The organism is Staphylococcus sp. GDY8P120P (assembly GCF_017892065.1).
In the GTDB taxonomy this organism is placed as follows: Bacteria; Bacillota; Bacilli; order Staphylococcales; family Staphylococcaceae; genus Staphylococcus; species Staphylococcus nepalensis.
Genome location: NZ_JAESKI010000008.1, coordinates 266,811 through 287,917, shown reverse-complemented (window position 1 = coordinate 287,917; position 21,107 = coordinate 266,811). Strand labels below are relative to the sequence as shown.

The following is a 21,107-nucleotide window of genomic DNA, read 5'->3' as shown; positions in this document are numbered from 1 at the left end:
GATATGAAGTTATCTTTTCATGGACAATCAACGATTTATTTTGAAGCGAATGGTAAAAAAGTTATTGTCGATCCATTTATTACAGGCAATGAGTTGTCTGACTTAGATACTGAAACGTTAGATGTTGATTATATTATTTTGACACATGGTCATGGAGATCATTTTGGTGATACTGTAGAGTTAGCAAATAGAAATCATGCAACAGTGATTGGTTCTGCAGAATTAGGAGATTATTTGACTACTACAAAAAATGTTGAAAATGTAAGACCTATGAATATTGGCGGTAAGGCTGAATTTGAGTTTGGTACAGTTAAATTTGTGCAAGCATTTCATAGTTCTAGTTTAACTGATGAGAATGGTATCCCAGTTTATTTAGGTATGCCGATGGGTCTAATTCTAGAAATAGAAGGCAAAACAATATATCATACAGGTGATACTGGGTTGTTTGGTGATATGAAATTGATTGCAGAACGTCATCCAGTTGATGTTTGTTTTATACCAATCGGTGACAATTTCACTATGGGAATTGATGATGCTAGCTATGCAATTAATCAATTCATTAAGCCTAGTATTACAGTACCAATCCACTACAATACATTCGATTTGATTAAGCAAAATCCAGATGAATTTAAAGCTGCAGTGTCAGAAGGGGAAGTGCAAGTGCTTAACCCAGGTGATTCAGTAGAATTTTAATTGTGATACGGCAAAGATAGTAGTACAGGATCATATTTTAAAAATCATTTCCATACGCCGCCAAGATTTAGAAAGTTAAGAACAAAGAAGCTAAGTCTTGGCACGTGTACAAGTGTTACTCGTTTTCATAGAAATGGTAGAGGATAGAGCGCTTGGATAAGAACTACTAACGTAAAAGAAGGCATATGAGTGTGCTTTAAAAGTAGTTCTTTAAGAGTAATGTTTAAACATAACACTTTAGCAACCAATTGTTGAGAACAAAGATGAGGCTGAAACGTAAATAAGCGTTCCAGCCTCATCTTTATTATTTTACTATAAGAACAGGGATGCTAGCTCTTTTAGCCACTTTGTGACTCACACTACCTAATACAAATTTTTTCTTTTCTTCAGCACGACGGTTACTAAGAACAATAATTTCATATTTTCCACTATTCGCTTCTTTTACTAATTGCTCTTTTGGATTGCCGCGGACAATGATTTCATCATATTTGATACCATATTCTTCTAAAGCATTACGTGTACTTTCTAAACCTTCACTTCGTTTTTCAACAAGTTTATCTAAATGCACACCAGATTTAATTGAAGCTTGGGCATCTTGTTCACTAATTGTATTCATAATTGTTACAACAGTGTCTTTCCCAGCTAATTTAGAAACTTCTTTAAGTGCTTTTTCGTTTTTAAGTGTTGTATCAACACCAAGTAAAATATTTTTGAACATTGTTCATCCCTCCTTAACTCTATTCTAATTAAAGTTTATCACAAATCAAATTAAAATTTATGTATTTTCATATAAACTGAGTAAAAAACTTTTTAGATATTAATTTATGTAGAAATATATGTCATAATTGTTGTTAAAAAGTGATTTTAACATCATTACTTCGCAATTTTATTTATAAAAAGTTATAATATCATAGAAAATGTCCAAAAATGAGGTTATTACAATGACAAAGCATGAGCAAATTTTATCTTATATAGAATCTTTAGCAGTAGGACAAAAAATTTCTGTTAGGAAAATAGCGAAAGATTTAAGTGTATCTGAAGGAACAGCATACCGTGCTATTAAAGATGCTGGGAGAATAGGTTTAGTAGCGACCATTGATCGAGTTGGAACAGTCCGAATAGAAAAGAAAACACGCGAACAAATCGAACAACTTACATTTGGAGAAATTGTAAAAATAATTGATGGACAAGTGTTAGGCGGTAGAAATGGGCTTATCAAAACATTGACAAAATTTGCTATCGGAGCAATGGAAATCGAAGATGTGATAAAGTATTTAAGCCCTCATACATTATTAATTGTTGGAAATAGAAAAGATGTACAATTAGCTGCTTTGAAAAGAGGAAGCGCAGTATTGATCACTGGTGGTTTTAGGACTTCTGATGAAATTGTTAAATATGCAGATGAACATGATTTACCCATACTATCCTCAAATTATGATACATATTTAGTTGCTAATATTATTAACAGAGCAATGTATAACCAAATGATTCGAAAAGAAATTTTGGTTGTTGAAGATATAGTTAAACCTGTTAACGAAGGCACTGTAGTGTTTGACCATATGACTTTGCATGATTATAAAGAAAAAGCGAAACACACAGGTCATTCAAGATTTCCGGTGATTGATGAATATTGGCGTTTAGTTGGAATTATTACTAGTAAAGAAATTATTAAAATGGAAGATAATGACACATTGGCACATTTTATGACTAAGACACCCATCAATGTGCAACTTTCCACTACTGTAGCTAATTGTGCCCATATGATGATTTGGGAAGGCATCGAACTTTTGCCTGTTATTTCTCCAAGCAAAAAACTAATTGGTGTTATTACAAGAAAAGATGTACTAACCGCGATGCAATTATTAAGTCGTCAACCGCAAGTAGGAGAAACGATTAATGACCAAATTGCTAAACACATTACAATTACTAATGATGTTATTCAAGTTCAAACTTCACCACTGCTTACAAATCAATTTGGTACTTTAAGTAAGGCAGTATTCGTAGCTATTATTGAGGAAACAGTGCGTTATGAGATGAGAAAATTAAAAAAACTTGAAGTGATGATCGAAAGCTTAAATATTATTTACATTAAAACAGTGCAAATTGAATCTGAAATCAACGTGCATTATGATATGTTAGATGTAGGAAGAAATTTTGCTAAATTAGAGGTTACAATGACGAGAGATGGTAAACATGTCGCCAAAGCAATGATTATTTGTCAGATGATAGATTAAAGAAAATTATATTAATTAAAAAGGAAGATAATAGAAATGACGATAGAATTCAATCGAATTATGGATGAAATAAAAACAGCACAAACGATTATAATACATAGGCACGTAAGACCTGATCCAGATGCGTATGGTTCCCAACTTGGTTTAAAATATTATTTAAACTTAAAATTCCCGGAAAAAAATATTTTTGCCGTAGGAGAAGCAGAATCATCGCTTGATTTCATTGGAACCTTCGATGAAATTAGTGATGAGCAATATAACGATGCATTAGTTATTGTGTGTGATACTGCGAATGCACCAAGAATTAGTGATAACAGATTTAACACAGGCAATCGACTTATTAAAATCGATCACCATCCTGCAGTAGATCAATACGGAGAAATTAATTATGTTAATGATCATGCCTCTTCAACGAGTGAAATTATTTTTGATTTTATAACATATTTTAACGATCAAACGATTATTGATGCTTCAGTGGCTCGCGTACTGTACTTAGGTATTGTAGGAGATACAGGTCGATTCTTATTTAATAATACGACGCCACATACGATGGAAGTAGCGAGTCAATTATTGAAATATCCATTTAATCACCAAAAAGAACTGAATAAATTGGGGGAGAAAGATCCTAAGTTATTACCATTCCAAGGATATGTTTTACAGCATTTTGTTTTAAACGAAAAAGGGTTCTGTAAGGTTAAGATTACTAAAGATATATTGGAACAATTTGATATTGCTGCAAATGAAGCATCCTTATTTGTAAATGCCATTGCAGATATTCAAGGATTGAAAATATGGGTGTTCGCAGTTGATGAAGGATCAGAAATCAGATGTCGCATTCGATCTAAAGATATTGTTATTAATGATATAGCAAACGAATTTGGCGGCGGGGGCCATCCAAATGCGTCAGGAGTTTCTGTAGCAGATTGGGCGCAATTTGAAGTGTTAGCTGAAGCGTTAAATAATAAATTGTAATGACATAGGAGGTATTTGCTAATGGTTGCGCATTTAAATATTCATACATCGTATGATTTGTTGAATTCTAGCATTAAGATAAAAGATTGTATCACAAAAGCGGCAAAAGAAGGCTACACTTCATTAGCAATTACAGACACCAACGTTTTATATGGCTATCCTCAGTTTTATGATGCATGTATAGCAGCAAATATCCATCCTATATTCGGCATGACTACTTATGTGACAGATGGTTTGGTCTCAGTAGAAACAATCATCCTTGCGAAAAACAATCAAGGTTTAAAAGATTTATTTAAATTATCATCTGCAATCAAAATGAAAGAAAAATCAGAAACATCGTTTGAATGGTTGAAAAAATATAATGATAATTTTGTTGTAATATTTAAAAATGTAGTAGAGGAACACCAAAGTTTACTACAAACTTTTTCGAATGATGATGAAGTATTTCTAAATCACACGAGTCAAAAACTATTTGATTTACCGGTTGTTTGGGCACAAAGTACGAGTTATTTAAACCAAGAAGATGGCGATACTTTAACTGCTTTAGCAGCTATTAGAGATAATTCGAAATTAGATTTAGTTAAAGAAGAACACGAATATAACGCACATTTGTTTAGTCTGAATGAATTGGACACATTAGATTTAAGTGACGAAGTTTGGCAAAATACCAACTACATTGAAACGATTTGTAAAGCCGAATTGCAATATCATCAGTCATTATTACCTAAGTTTAAAACACCAGACAATCAATCATCCAAAGATTATCTATATCAAACATTGCAACAAAATTTAAAAAAATTAAATTTATCTTCTGAAATTAAACAAGGCTACAATAAAAGGCTCGTACATGAATATGATATTATTACGCGCATGGGGTTTGAAGATTACTTTCTTATTGTGAGTGACTTAATACACTACGCAAAAACAAATGGTGTATTTGTGGGGCCTGGCCGGGGTTCATCAGCGGGTTCACTTGTCAGTTATTTATTAGATATTACAACCATTGACCCCATCAAATATAACTTATTATTCGAGCGTTTTTTAAACCCAGAACGCGTCACGATGCCTGATATTGATATAGATTTTGAAGATACGCATAGAGAGAAAGTGATTCGCTATGTACAAGAAAAATATGGTGATAACCATGTAGCTGGAATTGTGACATTTGGACATTTATTAGCTAGAGCAGTTTCGAGAGATGTTGGTCGAATTATGGGGTTTGACGAAATTACATTAAACGAAATTTCATCTTTAATTCCTCATAAACTTGGTATTACGTTAGATGAAACTTATGAACGCAACGACTTTAAACAGTTTGTCCATAGAAATCACCGTCATGAACGTTGGTTTGAAATTTGTAAAAAATTAGAAGGCTTACCACGTCATACCTCAACACATGCAGCAGGTATTATCATTAATGATCATCCGTTATATGAGTACACACCATTAACAATAGGTGACGCTGGATTATTAACACAGTGGACGATGACAGAAGCTGAACGTATCGGTCTGTTGAAAATTGATTTTTTAGGTTTGAGAAATTTATCTATTATCCATCAAATTGTTAAACAAGTTAAGAAAGATTTGCGTATTGATATAGATATAGAAGCCATTCCATTTGATGATAAAAAAGTATTTCAACTCCTTTCTCAAGGTAATACAACAGGAATATTTCAATTAGAATCGGATGGTATCAGAAATGTATTGAAAAAATTACAGCCACAGCACTTTGAAGATATTGTAGCTGTAACGTCGTTGTATAGACCAGGTCCTATGGAAGAAATCCCAACCTATATTGCGAGAAGGCACGCTCCAGAGAAAGTACAGTATCTCCATAAAGATTTAGAACCTATTTTAAAAACGACGTACGGCGTCATTATCTATCAAGAACAAATCATGCAAATCGCAAGTAAGTTTGCTAATTTCAGCTATGGAGAAGCCGATATATTAAGACGTGCGATGAGTAAAAAAAACCGCGCAGTGTTAGAAAGCGAACGACAGCATTTTGTTGATGGCGCATTGAAAAATGGTTACGAGACTAGTTTAAGCAAACAAATATTTGATTTGATTTTAAAGTTTGCTGATTACGGATTTGCACGTGCGCATGCTGTTAGTTATTCAAAAATTGCTTATATTATGGGGTATTTAAAGGTACATTATCCGAATTACTTTTATGCAAATATATTAAGCAATTCAATTGGTAGTGAGAAGAAGACGGCACAAATTATTGATGAAGCTAAACATCAACAACTCAAGGTATTGGCACCGAACATCAATGAAAGCCATTGGTTTTACAAAGCTAATAAGAAGGGTATTTATTTATCTTTAGGTGCAATTAAGGGTGTTGGATATCAAAGTGTCAAACTCATTGTTGATGAGCGAAAAGAAAATGGTATATATAAAGACTTTTTTGATTTTACACGTCGCATACCAAAAAGAATCAAGTCTAGAAAATTACTTGAAGCATTAATTTTAGTTGGTGCCTTTGATTCCTTTGGAAAAAACCGTGCTACTTTATTACACTCTATAGACCAAGTGCTTGATGACGTCTCTGACGTGGAACAAGATGGTTTTATTTTTGACGTGTTAACGCCTAAAATTTCATACGAAGAAAAAGAAGAATTGCCGGATAAAGTGCTAAGTGATTATGAAAAAGAATATTTAGGGTTTTATGTATCAACCCATCCAGTAGAAAAAGCATTTGAACAAAAGCAATATCTCGGCATATATAAATTAAATAATGCACGAGATAATCAACCTATATTTGTTCAAATTGATCAGTTGAAACGCATTCGTACTAAAAATGGTCAAAACATGGCGTTTATAACTTTGAACGATGGTATCAATAATCTAGATGGCGTCGTATTTCCTGATGCTTATAAAAAATATGAATCAATTTTAAATACAGAAGATACATTGATAGTAAAGGGTAAATTTGAAAACAGAAATAATAAAAAACAACTTATAATCAATCAAATGGAAGATGTACCAACATTTGAAGATTATAAGTTAACACATGCCGAACAAATTATAATTAGAAATTTAGAAGATTTTACTGAAATAGAACAATGGTTGGAAGAACAAGAAACCACAGGTGATATTCCTGTGACGTATTTTCAAGAAAATCAAAATCAATTTAAAAACATCGGTTTTATCTCTCGTGAAAAAGAGAAAATCAAAATGCTTATTTCTAAATTCTCACCGTGGGATATAAGGATAATTTAGCTTTATCAAGACTGTAAACTATGGTATAGTTAACTGATGGTTAAGTAGATACTTGCCATCAGTTTATAATATGAATAATGCTTCACTTGAATAATTGAAATATATGTTTTTATTACAAAGGTTAACAAAAAAGATCACTGATTTAATGTTAGCGATATCATTTGTAATTTATGTTAGATTGTAATAAAAATATATATGAGCTGTTTATAATCATTGAATGTAAAGGGGTAGATTTACATGACGTTGAGAGACGATGCATTAGAAATGCATAGAGTAAACCAAGGCAAATTAGAGGTTACACCGAAAGTCCAAGTAACCAATAAAGAAGAATTAAGCTTAGCATATTCACCTGGCGTAGCAGAGCCATGTAAAGAAATACACGAAGACCCACGCAAAGTATTTGAATATACGATGAAAGCCAATACTGTAGCAGTTGTTACTGATGGTACAGCTGTATTAGGACTCGGTAATATTGGCGCAGAAGCGAGTATTCCAGTCATGGAAGGGAAAGCAGTTTTGTTCAAAAGTTTTTCTGGCATAGACGGCGTGCCAATTGCGTTAAATACAACGGATACAGATGAAATTGTTAATACTGTAAAGTTATTAGAACCTAACTATGGCGGGATTAACCTAGAGGATATTTCAGCCCCACGTTGTTTCGAAATAGAAGAACGTTTAAAAAAAGAGACAAAAATACCTGTTTTTCACGATGACCAACATGGTACAGCAATTGTAACTGTTGCAGGTATGATTAATGCACTTCGTATCGTGGATAAAGATTTGTCAGATATTAAAGTTGTGCTTAACGGTGCAGGCGCTGCAGGTATGGCTATCGTACAATTATTATATTCATATGGTGTTAGAGATATGATCATGTGTGATTCTAAAGGATCTATTTATGAAGGACGTTCATACGGTATGAATGATACTAAATCATTTGTTGCTAAATGGACAAACAGAGAAAAAGTTGAAGGCTCTTTAAATGATGTCATTAAAGATGCTGATGTATTTATTGGTGTTTCTGTTGCTGACTTATTATCAAAAGAAATGGTTGAATCAATGGCTCAAGACCCAATTATCTTCGCAATGGCTAACCCAAATCCTGAAATTAATCCAGAGGTAGCAAAAGAAGCGGGCGCTAAAGTAATTGGTACGGGTCGTTCCGATTTCCCAAACCAAATCAATAATGTGCTTGCTTTCCCAGGTATTTTTAGAGGGGCGTTAGATGTGGAAGCTACTCATATAAATGAAGAAATGAAACAAGCTGCTGTGGAAGCAATTGCTAATTTAATTAAATCGGAAGAATTAAATCCAGATTATTGTATCCCTGGTCCATTTGATAAACGCGTGGCACCTTCAGTTGCTAGAGAAGTTGCAAAAGCTGCAATGGAAACAGGGGTGGCAAGAATAGATATGGATCCAGAAGAAATTTATAATAAAACAATGAAATTAACAGATTTAGACAAATAATATTCATGAATGCTAGTCTTGAAATATTGCGTGTGAAGTATAAGGAAGACAGCAATGGTTATGTGGAGGTTTACCAATGTTTAAAGATTTTTTCAATCGAAGTAGTAAAAAGAAAAAGTATGTAACTGTTTCTGATTCAAAACAAAGTGATGTTCCAGCGGGAATTATGACGAAATGTCCAAAATGTAAAAAAATAATGTATACAAAAGAATTAGCTGAAAATTTAAACGTATGTTTCAACTGTGACCATCATATAGCGCTAACTGCACATAAACGAATTGAAGCTATTTCTGATGAAGGTACATTCACAGAGTTTGATAAAGGCATGACCTCTGCGAATCCATTAGATTTTCCAAGTTATGAAGAAAAAATTCAAAAAGACCAACAGAAAACAGAATTAAATGAGGCTGTTGTCACAGGTACAGCAACTTTAGAAGGTATCGAATATGGCATAGCTGTTATGGACGCTAGATTCAGAATGGGAAGTATGGGGTCCGTTGTAGGTGAAAAAATTTGTAGAATAATTGAACACTGTACGGAACACCGTTTGCCATTTATATTATTTTCTGCTAGTGGTGGCGCCAGAATGCAAGAAGGAATTATCTCATTAATGCAAATGGGTAAAACAAGCGTTACGCTTAAAAAACATATGGATGCAGGTTTGTTATATATTTCTTATATTACAAACCCAACTACAGGTGGAGTGTCAGCTAGTTTTGCTTCCGTTGGTGATATTAATTTAAGTGAACCAAAAGCACTAATAGGTTTTGCAGGTAGACGTGTAATTGAACAAACAATTAACGAGAAATTACCGGATGACTTCCAAACTGCTGAATTTTTATTAGAACATGGACAATTAGATAAAGTGGTACATAGAAAAGAAATGAAAATGACGCTATCTAATATTTTAAAAATGCACCAAGAGGTGAAAACAAATGCTTGATTTTGAAAAGCCACTTTTTGAAATAAAAAATAAAATTGAATCACTGAAAGATTCTCAAGAAAAAAATGATGTGGATTTACAGGAAGAAATTGATATGCTTGAAGCATCGCTGGATCGTGAAACCCAAAAAGTTTATACCAATTTAAAACCTTGGGATCGTGTGCAATTAGCACGCTTACAGGAAAGACCTACCTCGTTAGATTATATTCCATACATTTTTGATTCATTCATGGAATTACATGGTGATCGTAACTTTCGAGATGACCCAGCAATGATTGGTGGTATTGGTTATTTAAATGGACAAGCTGTTACGGTCGTTGGACAACAACGTGGTAAAGATACGAAAGATAATATTTACCGCAACTTCGGAATGGCGCATCCTGAGGGATATAGAAAAGCTTTACGTTTAATGAAACAAGCTGAAAAATTTAACAGACCTGTTTTTACCTTTATTGATACTAAGGGGGCATATCCAGGTAAAGCGGCCGAAGAACGTGGCCAAAGCGAGTCTATTGCTAAAAATTTAATTGAAATGGCTTCGCTTAAAGTTCCCGTTATTGCCATTGTAATTGGTGAAGGTGGCAGCGGCGGCGCTTTAGGTTTAGGCGTGTCTAATCGGTTATTAATGCTTGAAAACAGTACATATTCAGTGATTTCGCCGGAAGGTGCTTCTGCGTTATTATGGAAAGATAGTAATCTTGCACAAATTGCGGCAGAAACAATGAAAATCACAGCAGAAGATTTGCGCGAGTTGAAAATTGCAGACCAAGTCTTGAAAGAGCCTTTAGGCGGCGCTCATCATGATATTGAGACACAAGCTCAAAGTATTAAAGAAGCTTTTTTACAACATTTAACTGAATTAAGTCCACTAGATAAACAACAAATAGTAGATGACCGTTATGATAAATTTAGAAATATTGGGTCATTTAATGAATAATTATTAAAAAAATTATAATACTCATCTACATCGTTTACTTTGCTTCAATGAATAGGTGCATCTATTCTGATAGTAATTTAAACGCCTGCAAAAGAGCGATAATATAGAATCAAATCTTTTATTTTGATTCTATATTATCGCTCTTATTTTTATTGTAATAATTTAAGAAGAAGTATAAAAAATAATATTATTGTTTATTAAATATAAGTTAAAGGTAATGTAAGATATAGTTGGAATATTTTAGGAGGGGTTATGAAAGGAAACGCTTACTAATTGTAAAATTATTTTTTATTATAATTAAAAACGTTTACATTAGTTATGATGCCTTATTTTAATGGCACCTTATATGATTTTATGGTATTTTTAGAATAAGAAATACATGTTAGAAAGGTATGTCGTCATGAAAAAAATTGCAGTGTTGACTAGCGGTGGAGATTCACCAGGCATGAACGCAGCTATAAGAGCTGTTGTTCGAAAAGCGATTTATAATAATATTGAAGTTTATGGTGTCTATCAAGGCTATCAAGGCTTATTAAACGATGATATCGAGAAGTTAGAACTCGGTTCTGTTGGAGATACAATCCAACGCGGCGGAACATTCTTATATTCGGCAAGATGTCCTGAATTTAAAGAACCAGAGGTACGTAAAAAAGCAATAGAAAATTTACGTAAAAGAGGTATTGAAGGCTTAGTAGTTATTGGTGGAGACGGTAGCTATAGAGGTGCACAACGTATAAGCGAAGAATGCCAAGAAATCCAAACGATTGGCGTACCAGGAACGATTGATAATGATATTAACGGTTCGGACTTTACAATTGGTTTTGACACAGCTTTAAATACAATTATTGATTGTGTCGACAAGATACGAGATACGGCTTCAAGCCATGCAAGAACATTTATCATTGAAGTTATGGGTCGCGATTGCGGGGACTTAGCACTTTGGGCAGGCCTTTCAGTAGGTGCAGAAACAATTATTGTTCCTGAAGTTGAAACAGACATTAAAGAAGTCGCTGAAAAGATTGATAATGGTATAAGACGTGGAAAGAAACACTCAATTGTTATGGTAGCTGAAGGATGTATGTCTGGTGAAGATTGCGCGAATGAATTGACTAAATATATTAATGTTGATGCTCGTGTATCTGTATTAGGACATATCCAACGTGGTGGCAGCCCAAGTGGTGCAGATAGAGTGCTCGCTTCACGATTGGGTGGGCATGCTGTAGACTTATTACTTGAAGGAAAAACAGCAATTGGCGTTGGTATCCGCAACAATGAATTAACAGACACATCGTTTGAAGAAATATTCAGAGCTAATGAACACAAGTTTGATTTCGAAACTTATGCTCTAACAAATGAATTATCGATATAAAATACTGGGAGGCATTAATAATGAGAAAAACTAAAATTGTTTGTACAATTGGACCTGCATCAGAATCTGAAGAAATGCTTGAGAAATTAATTAAAGCTGGAATGAACGTAGCAAGATTGAATTTCTCACATGGTGACCATGCAGAACATAAAGCTAGAATTGATAGAATTCGCGAAGTATCACAAAGATTGGGTAAAACTGTTGGGATACTTTTAGATACTAAAGGTCCTGAAATCCGTACTCACAACATGAAAGATGGTGCTATTGAACTTGAAAAAGGTACGGAAGTCATCGTAAGTATGACTGAAGTTGAAGGTACACCAGATAAATTCTCAGTAACTTACGATAATCTAATAAATGATGTTCAAGAAGGGTCATATATTTTATTAGATGATGGTCTCATCGAATTACAAGTAAAACAAATAGATAAAACAAATGGCGAAGTTATTTGTGATGTATTAAATACTGGAGAGTTAAAAAATAAAAAAGGCGTTAACCTACCGGGTGTTAAAGTAAGTTTACCTGGAATTACAGATAAAGATGCTGAAGATATTAAATTTGGTATAAGTGAAAATATTGATTTCATTGCAGCAAGCTTTGTACGTCGCCCAAGTGATGTGTTAGATATACGTAAATTACTTGAAGAAGGTAAAAATACAAACATCAGCATTATTCCTAAAATTGAAAACCAAGAAGGTATTGATAACATTAAAGAAATACTTGAAGTTTCTGATGGTTTAATGGTTGCGCGCGGTGATATGGGTGTTGAAATACCGCCAGAATCAGTACCAATGGTACAAAAAGACTTAATTAGACAATGTAATAAATTAGGTAAACCAGTTATTACAGCTACTCAAATGCTAGATTCAATGCAACGCAACCCACGTGCTACGCGCGCTGAAGCAAGTGATGTTGCTAATGCTATTTATGATGGTACAGACGCAGTTATGCTTTCAGGTGAAACTGCTGCTGGCCTATATCCAGAAGAAGCTGTTAAAACAATGCGTAATATTGCAATCTCAGCTGAAGCTGCACAAGATTATAAACGTTTATTATCTGACCGTACAAAACTTGTGCAAACTTCACTAGTGAATGCTATTGGTGTATCTGTCGCACATACAGCACTGAATTTAAATGTAAAAGCAATTGTCGCAGCAACTGAAAGTGGTTCTACAGCTAGAACGATTTCTAAATATCGTCCTAAATCAGATATTATTGCAGTTACACCTCACGTTGAAACTGCACGTCAATGTGCACTAGTATGGGGCATTTACCCTGTAGTTAAAGAAGGACGTAAAACAACAGATGCTATGTTGAATACAGCAGTAGCTACAGCTGTTGAGACTGAAAAAGTTCAAAACGGTGATTTAATTATTATTACTGCTGGTGTACCTACAGGTGAGAAAGGTACTACAAACATGATGAAATTACATCTTGTAGGTGATGAATTGGCTAAAGGTCAAGGTATTGGCAGAAACTCAGTTGTAGGAAACACATTAGTTGTCAAAAACGCGAGTGAACTAGAAGGTAAAGATCTATCTGAAACAATTATTGTCACTTCTTCAGTAGATGAAACGCTTGTGCCATATATTGAACAAGCAGGGGGATTAATTGCAGAAGAAAATGGAATTACTTCACCAAGTGCCATTATTGGTTTAGAAAAAGGCATCCCTACTATTGTTGGAGTTGAAAATGCAACAGAAGAAATTCAAAATGATATCTTGATAACTGTAGATGCAAATCAAGGTAAAGTGTTTGAAGGTTATGCTAACGTACTTTAATTAATTGAATCGAAATCAGGCTCAAAGATGAAAATGTGTTGCTTACTTAATAAAGAGAACTCATATAACAACTTAATTTTTCTTAAATGTTTTTAACATACACTTGTTTGAGTGGTAAAAATTAAAAATTTGATATAAGCCTATTTTGATTCCAGTTATCTACTGCTATATCGTTAAAGAGACCGAGACATCTTTTTTATGTCTCGGTCTTTATTTGTTTTTATAAAATCGAAAACGGAATAAAAACTGCATTTTTAAACATTCTGTTATATTTTCTGATGCTAATCGCTATAAATAACCAAAATGATAAAATAGATACTATTTACCTTTATCATTTTGAGTTATTATATTATAATTATTTTAAATTAATATTTGCCACTTTTTTATATCTTAAATACATCAGGCTTAATATGATAAACCATATAGGTGTTAAAAAAACTGCTCTTCTTGTATCTACGTTTACGAACAATAAACAAAATACTAAGCAAAAGAAAATCAAAATGATGTATCCCATATATTTACCACCGATTAATTTATAGGTAGCTTTTTTGTGCAATTCAAGGTTATGGCGATGATAATTAATATACGCCACAATAATTAACGCCCAAACAATTAGAAATAATACCGTAGATACAGTCGTAATATATGTAAATACTAATGTTGCATTTGGAATAATATAATTCAACAATACGGATATTAATAACAGCGCACATGAAACGAAAATGGCTATATGAGGTACGCCGTTTTTGTTTGTTTTTTCAAAAATAGGCGGCGCTTGCTGTTGATTTGATAAGCCAAATAGCATACGACTATTAGAGAATATGCCGCTGTTACAAGATGACGCTGCAGCAGTTAAGACGACAAAGTTAATGATACCGGCTGCAAATGGAATACCGATTAAAGCAAATAGTCTAACAAAAGGGCTTTCGTCAGGATTGATGTTGTTCCAAGGGATGATAGACATAATTACCGTTAAAGCACCGACATAGAATACTAGAATTCTTATAGGCACACTATTGATGGCTTTAGGAATTGTTTTAGTTGGATCTTTTGTCTCTCCAGCAGTAACGCCAATCAATTCAATACCAACAAAAGAAAATAAGGCCATTTGAAATGACATTAGAAATCCACTAACACCTTTAGGAAAAATCCCATTATTATATAAATTTGTTAACGATGTATGACCAAATTGTGTATCGTATGCCATTACAATCATCACAATACCAACGAAAATAAGTGCCAAGATAGTAACTACTTTAATAATTGAAAACCAAAACTCTAATTCTCCGAATAATTTGGCACTAAGCAAATTTAATGACATTAAAATCAGTACACAAAACAAAGCGCTTATCCAGTTAGGGATATGTGGGAACCAAAAACTGACGTATTTAGCCACTGCTGTAACTTCAGCCATACCAGTTATAATCCAACATAGCCAGTATGTCCACCCAGTAACGAATCCAGCAAACGGACCGAGATATTGATTTGTCACATCGGCAAAAGATCTAAAATGAGTGTTTGTTACTAGTATTTCTCCTAATCCTCTCATAAACATAAATAGCATAAACCCGATAATAATGTATGTCAGTAAAATTGAAGGGCCAGTTAAAGCTATTGTTTGTCCAGCGCCTAAAAAGAGACCTGTGCCGATAGCACCTCCGATAGCAATTAACTGAATATGTCGATTGCTCAATTCTCTTTGTAACTGTTGTTTTGACATAAGTTTTAACTCCTTTATTAAGTTATTTATTATTATGATACTCAACTTAAAATAAAACAACTCTTTTTTTATTTTTATAGACTAGTGTTAGTGTAAATTTATATTAACAATTTGTTATTAATCACGATAACCAATTAAAAATCATTATAAATTGAAGAAAGGGTAATTACATATTAGAATGAGAATATAGCAACACGCAATCATATGGCGTGTTTAAGGGCATATAAACTAATTATCATTTCTTAATGATTGGTGTGATTATAAACTGAAATATTCACAAAAACGTAAATATTGTCTATAATGGTCTATGAAAGCCATTTCATTATGAAATAGAAAAGGGGAATATATATGGCAGAGTTACAAAAAGGTTTAGAAGGGGTAATTGCATCAGAAACTAAAGTAAGCTCAATTATTGATAGTCAACTTACATACGCAGGCTATGAAATTGATGACTTAGCTGAAAATGCTGAATTCGAAGAAGTTGTCTTTTTACTATGGCACTATCGATTACCTAATAAAGAGGAACTGCAAGCATTTAAAGAAAAACTCTTTAAATATATGACTTTAAACCCTAGGGTATATAATCATTTCAAAGAGTATGCAACAAGCAATGTACATCCAATGACAGCGCTAAGAACATCAGTGTCTTACATCGCTCACTTTGATGAACATGCCGAGGATGAAAGCGATGATCAGACAATGGAACGTGCCGTACGTATCCAAGCAAAAATTGCGTCTCTTGTTACTGCATACGCCAGAGTAAGAGATGGCAAAGAACCTGTCAAACCGAGCAGTGATTTAAATTATGCCGCAAACTTCTTGTATATGTTGCGTGGTGAATTACCAACAGACATCGAAGTTGAAGCATTTAATAAAGCATTAGTATTACATGCGGATCATGAACTAAATGCTTCTACGTTTACTGCTAGATGTGCAGTATCTTCGTTATCTGATATGTATTCTGGCATTGTAGCAGCTGTTGGTTCATTAAAAGGGCCATTACATGGTGGGGCAAATGAACGTGTAATGAGTATGCTTTCAGAGGTTAAATCAATTGATGAAGTAGATGAGTACATTGATAATAAAATTAAAAATAAAGAAAAAATAATGGGCTTTGGCCATCGTGTGTATAAAAATGGTGACCCAAGAGCTAAATTCTTAAAAGAGATGAGTAAAAAGATAACTTCTGAAACAGGCCAAAGTCAGTTATTTGATATCTCAGTTAAGATAGCTGATAAAATGCAAGAAGAAAAAGGCCTTATCGCAAATGTTGACTTCTATAGTGCGACTGTATACCATAGCATGAATATTGAACATGACTTATTTACACCTATTTTTGCAGTAAGTAGAACTTCCGGGTGGATTGCGCATATACTAGAACAATACAGAGATAATAGAATCATGCGTCCAAGAGCACAATATATTGGTGAAACAAATAGAACTTATGTACCAATAGAAGAAAGATAATCTGAATATTACTCATTTTTTAAAAATTATAAAACTATTGAACTAAAAAACAATTCAAATTACGGAGGTATATTTACATGGCAGGAGAAAAAGTAGTTAAAACATCAGAAGGGTTAACAGTTCCAAACAATCCTATTATTCCTTATATTATCGGTGACGGTATTGGGCCAGATATTTGGTCAGCAGCAAGCAGAGTGATTGATGCAGCAGTTGAAAACGCTTATAACGGCGAAAAGAAAATTGAGTGGAAAGAAGTATTAGCTGGCCAAAAAGCATTCGACGAAACAGGTGAATGGCTACCTAAAGAAACATTAGATACAATTAATGAATATTTAATTGCAATTAAAGGTCCGCTTACGACACCAATTGGTGGTGGTATCCGTTCTTTAAATGTTGCTTTACGTCAAGAACTTGATTTATTTACTTGCCTAAGACCTGTACGTTGGTTCCAAGGTGTGCCTTCACCAGTTAAACGCCCAGAAGATACAGATATGGTTATCTTCCGAGAAAATACTGAAGATATTTATGCGGGTATTGAATTTAAAGAAGGTACGCCAGAAGCTAAAAAGTTAATTGACTTCTTACAAGATGAAATGGGTGCTAAAAATATTAGATTCCCAGAAACTTCAGGCATTGGTGTAAAACCTGTTTCTAAGGAAGGTACAGAGCGTTTAGTGCGTGCAGCGATTCACTATGCATTAGATAACAATCGCAAATCAGTAACTTTAGTGCATAAAGGTAATATCATGAAGTTTACTGAAGGCGCGTTTAAACAATGGGGCTATGATTTAGCACACAATGAATTTGGTGATAAAGTATTTACATGGCAACAATATGATGAAATTGTTGAAAAAGATGGTAAAGAAAAAGCAAATAAAGTTCAAGAACAAGCTGAAAAAGACGGTAAGATTATTATTAAAGATTCAATTGCAGATATTTTCTTACAACAAATTTTAACGCGTCCTGCAGATCATGATGTAGTTGCTACTATGAACCTTAATGGGGATTATGTATCAGACGCATTAGCAGCACAAGTTGGTGGAATTGGAATAGCGCCAGGGGCAAACATTAACTATGAAACGGGTCATGCTATTTTTGAAGCTACACATGGCACTGCTCCTAAATACGCTGGGTTAAATAAGGTGAATCCATCTTCTGAGATTCTAAGTGCATCTTTAATGTTAGAACATTTAGGTTGGCAAGAAGCTGCTGACAAGATAACTGAATCTATTGAGAAAACAATTGCTTCAAAAGTTGTCACTTACGATTTTGCACGTTTAATGGACGGCGCTAGAGAAGTATCAACTTCTGAATTTGCAGACGAACTTATTAAAAACATTAAGTAATATATCATCAAAGTAAGTGTTTATATAAATTGAAATACTTTTACAGGAGTAAGCATAGAAATCAGATGACGTTATGATTTCTATCTTGCTCCTTTTTTATTTAAATTTATCTAAGAAGGAGATATTAAATAGTGATAACTAAATTATTTTTGCTTATAATAGAAAATATAAGCGTTGAAATATAAAGTAAATGTTAAGTAAATATTAACTTTTTAAATACTTAGGCTTAAATTATTTATCTTGAAATCCCTTAGTGATTTGTTAAATAAGACAATACAATTTTTTTGTAATTATTTTACAAATAACTAACGATCAATGATTTATTAAGTTTATGTAAAAATACTTTTAAGTATGTTATTTTTATTAAAATATAAGTTATAATTAATTTGTAATCATAAAATTGGAGGTATACTATGTCACAAAAAGTACTTGTAGTAGATGATGAGCAATCAATCGTAACCTTGTTAAAATATAATTTAGAGCAAGCTGGATACATAGTGGAAGTTGCTTATGATGGCGAAGAAGCTTTAGAAAAAGTAAATACTTCAAATCCAGAATTGGTTGTATTGGATGTTATGCTTCCTAAAAAAGACGGTATCGAAGTGTGTAAAACGATTCGTTCAGACAAAAATTTAGTGCCAATTTTAATGTTAACTGCTAAAGATGATGAATTTGATCGCGTGTTAGGCCTAGAGCTTGGCGCAGATGATTATATGACAAAACCATTCTCTCCACGGGAAGTGGTAGCTCGAGTCAAGGCAATTTTAAGGCGCTCAGCAATGATAAGTGAGGCTGTACCAGGTGATGAAGACGAAGATGATATTTTAATTGGTTCAATAAGAATTAGACCTGAATACTTTGAAGTTTATCGTGAAGATGAATTACTCGAATTAACACCTAAAGAATTCGAATTATTGTTATACCTTATAGAAAGACAAGGAAGAGTTATAACGCGTGAACATATGTTAAACTCTGTTTGGAATTATGAATTTGCTGGCGATTCAAGAATTGTGGATGTACATATTAGTCATTTGAGAGATAAATTGGAAGAAAATCCTAAGCAGCCTAAATTGATAAAAACAGTTAGAGGCTTAGGCTATAAGTTGGAAAGACCTAAAGTTTAATGCTGAAGTTTCACCAGAGACTATTATTTTTATTATGTACAATTGTTATCGTTAGTTTTATTGCGTTAGGTGCGATTATTACACATGTTATTTATAATACTGTTATTTCAAACCAAGAAGGCGACTTAGAACATCAAGCACAACATCTCGTAAGCTTATACAATCAAGATAAAACAAATGAAATTAAAGACATTGCTAAGAGTGAAAAATTCACATTATTCATTACTAAAGATAACGACAAAATATTTTCCACAAATGAAGGCACTCATATTAATAAAGATATTAATAATGAAGCGAACCCTTCTAAGTTGATATACGATAAAGTAGGAGACAATCATAGGTACACTTTCAAAACGTCTTTAAAAGATAAAGATATTATAATTAGTAGTATTGATAATGAAATTTTTGAATTACAAGTTGGTATTTGGAAATACGTGGGACTAATCGGTTTGTTTGTTTTAATTATCATTTTCTTTGTTGTTAGAAGCATTAATAGGACTTACATTAGACCTATCAACGAAGTCACATACGCAACAAATCTTTTAGCTGAAGGTTATTACCATGTCAGAGTGCCTGAAAGCAATGTCAAAGAAACAAGAGAGCTATTTGTTACCACAAATGAGTTAGCTAGAAGACTACAGCGATTGAATCACAAACAAAAATTGCAATCTAACCGTTTGAAGACAACAATAGAAAACATACCTAGCTCAATTTTAATGATTGATAAATATGGAGACATCGTAGTAGCTAATAGATCATATTATGATGTATTTAACCCTGAGGATGCAGTAGAACATAAAAATTATATTGATTTTATTGATCCTGAGATACAACCATTGATTGCTGCAGCATTTAAAGTAGAAAAATCTACATATGATCAAATCAAATTAACGATTGACCAAGTACATCAAAAATACTTTGATACAGCGTGTATTCCAATTTTATCTAAAAACAAAAAAAATTTATATGGTATGGTGGTCGTGCTGCATGATATAACAAATTTAAAAAAATTAGAAAATTTAAGACGCGAATTTGTTGCCAATGTATCACATGAATTAAAAACACCTATTACATCAATTAAAGGCTTTGCAGAAACTTTACTAGACGGCGCTAAAGACGATGCACAAACGTTAAACGATTTCCTAGAAATCATTTCAAAAGAATCTAACCGTATTGAAACGTTAGTTTATGATTTGTTAGATTTGTCTCATGTGGAACAGCAGACACAATTAGAAACAGAGCCTACAAGCTTATCCGAAATCGCAGAAACTACAATAAAAAACATGCAAAATATCGCTGAAAATAAAAACATCACAATCGTTAACGAAATTAATCGTGATATTATTATCGAAGCAAATAAGGATAAAGTCTCACAAGTAGCACTTAACCTGCTATCCAATGCGATAAGTTATTCTAAAGTTTCAGAAGAAGTCATTGTGCGTGTTTTTAAAGAAGGCAATAAGCGTATTTTAGAAGTTCAAGATTTTGGTATTGGTATAAGTGAGCAAGACCAAAAACATATATTCGAACGTTTTTACCGTGTAGATAAAGCTCGAAGCAGAGATTCTGGTGGCACAGGACTTGGTCTGTCAATCACTAAACATATTATGGAAGCACACCACGGCAGAATCAATGTATTTAGTGAGCTGGAAAAAGGTTCGACGTTTAGAGTAACATTTTTCGAATAGAATATGTCTATAACCAATCATTTCAATCGATTTAACCCTAGCAATTTAGGGTTAAATCGATTGATTTATTTTTATTATCGCTTTTAAAAAGCTCTTTTAGAAATCTGTATGTCGAATGAATACTGATTAACATATCAT

At 33.3% G+C, this 21,107-nt stretch carries 15 protein-coding genes; 13 read left to right on the top strand and 2 right to left on the bottom strand.

The window, feature by feature from the left end:
• Positions 1-3 precede the first annotated feature (3 nt).
• Positions 4-693: a metal-dependent hydrolase gene (locus KA900_RS07515; RefSeq protein ID WP_210139414.1), complete on the top strand. Its 690-nt coding sequence runs from the start codon at positions 4-6 to the stop codon at positions 691-693.
• Between the two features lie 304 nt (positions 694-997).
• On the opposite strand, the gene KA900_RS07510 is transcribed toward KA900_RS07515, so the two are convergent.
• Positions 998-1,411: a universal stress protein gene (locus KA900_RS07510; RefSeq protein ID WP_096809204.1), complete on the bottom strand. Its 414-nt coding sequence runs from the start codon at positions 1,409-1,411 to the stop codon at positions 998-1,000.
• Between the two features lie 223 nt (positions 1,412-1,634).
• On the opposite strand from KA900_RS07510, the gene KA900_RS07505 reads away from it, so the two are divergent.
• The 8 genes from KA900_RS07505 to pyk all read left to right on the top strand — a co-directional run bounded on the left by KA900_RS07505 (position 1,635) and on the right by pyk (position 13,624).
• The gene (locus KA900_RS07505; protein WP_103373311.1) at positions 1,635-2,927 is read left to right on the top strand and encodes a DRTGG domain-containing protein; all 1,293 of its coding nucleotides are present in this window, start codon (positions 1,635-1,637) and stop codon (positions 2,925-2,927) included.
• Between the two features lie 36 nt (positions 2,928-2,963).
• Entirely contained in the window at positions 2,964-3,899 is a 936-nt protein-coding gene (locus KA900_RS07500; RefSeq protein WP_115342114.1) for a DHH family phosphoesterase, read from the top strand.
• 21 nt (positions 3,900-3,920) lie between these two features.
• Entirely contained in the window at positions 3,921-7,124 is a 3,204-nt protein-coding gene (locus tag KA900_RS07495; RefSeq protein ID WP_096809210.1) for a DNA polymerase III subunit alpha, read from the top strand.
• A gap of 237 nt (positions 7,125-7,361) precedes the next feature.
• The gene (ystJ, locus tag KA900_RS07490; RefSeq protein WP_096809212.1) at positions 7,362-8,594 is read left to right on the top strand and encodes an NADP-dependent malic enzyme; all 1,233 of its coding nucleotides are present in this window, start codon (positions 7,362-7,364) and stop codon (positions 8,592-8,594) included.
• 76 nt (positions 8,595-8,670) lie between these two features.
• Complete coding sequence (accD, locus tag KA900_RS07485; RefSeq protein ID WP_096809214.1) at positions 8,671-9,537, top strand: acetyl-CoA carboxylase, carboxyltransferase subunit beta; 867 nt, start codon at positions 8,671-8,673, stop codon at positions 9,535-9,537.
• Positions 9,530-10,474 carry an acetyl-CoA carboxylase carboxyltransferase subunit alpha gene (locus tag KA900_RS07480; RefSeq protein ID WP_115342115.1) on the top strand — a complete coding sequence of 315 codons (945 nt, stop codon included), beginning with the start codon at positions 9,530-9,532 and terminating at the stop codon, positions 10,472-10,474. The genes accD and KA900_RS07480 overlap by 8 nt, the downstream gene beginning before the upstream one ends.
• 400 nt (positions 10,475-10,874) lie before the next feature.
• Complete coding sequence (gene pfkA / locus KA900_RS07475; RefSeq protein ID WP_096809218.1) at positions 10,875-11,843, top strand: 6-phosphofructokinase; 969 nt, start codon at positions 10,875-10,877, stop codon at positions 11,841-11,843.
• Positions 11,844-11,863: 20 nt separating this feature from the next.
• Positions 11,864-13,624 carry a pyruvate kinase gene (gene pyk / locus KA900_RS07470; protein ID WP_107644226.1) on the top strand — a complete coding sequence of 587 codons (1,761 nt, stop codon included), beginning with the start codon at positions 11,864-11,866 and terminating at the stop codon, positions 13,622-13,624.
• Between the two features lie 355 nt (positions 13,625-13,979).
• On the opposite strand, the gene KA900_RS07465 is transcribed toward pyk, so the two are convergent.
• Positions 13,980-15,344, bottom strand: coding sequence for an amino acid permease (locus KA900_RS07465; protein ID WP_107644227.1), 1,365 nt, complete (start codon positions 15,342-15,344; stop codon positions 13,980-13,982).
• A gap of 348 nt (positions 15,345-15,692) precedes the next feature.
• Between KA900_RS07465 and KA900_RS07460 the strand changes: the two genes are divergently transcribed.
• The 4 genes from KA900_RS07460 (at position 15,693) to pnpS (ending at position 20,969) form a co-directional block, all read left to right on the top strand.
• Positions 15,693-16,811, top strand: coding sequence for a citrate synthase (locus KA900_RS07460; RefSeq protein WP_210139413.1), 1,119 nt, complete (start codon positions 15,693-15,695; stop codon positions 16,809-16,811).
• A 77-nt stretch (positions 16,812-16,888) separates the two neighbouring features.
• Complete coding sequence (gene icd / locus KA900_RS07455) at positions 16,889-18,157, top strand: NADP-dependent isocitrate dehydrogenase (protein WP_096809226.1); 1,269 nt, start codon at positions 16,889-16,891, stop codon at positions 18,155-18,157.
• A 413-nt stretch (positions 18,158-18,570) separates the two neighbouring features.
• Positions 18,571-19,281, top strand: coding sequence for a response regulator transcription factor (locus KA900_RS07450; protein ID WP_096809229.1), 711 nt, complete (start codon positions 18,571-18,573; stop codon positions 19,279-19,281).
• Positions 19,281-20,969 (top strand): two-component system histidine kinase PnpS, encoded by a 1,689-nt coding sequence (pnpS, locus tag KA900_RS07445; RefSeq protein ID WP_119487937.1) that lies wholly within the window; start codon positions 19,281-19,283, stop codon positions 20,967-20,969. The genes KA900_RS07450 and pnpS overlap by 1 nt, the downstream gene beginning before the upstream one ends.
• Positions 20,970-21,107 lie beyond the last annotated feature (138 nt).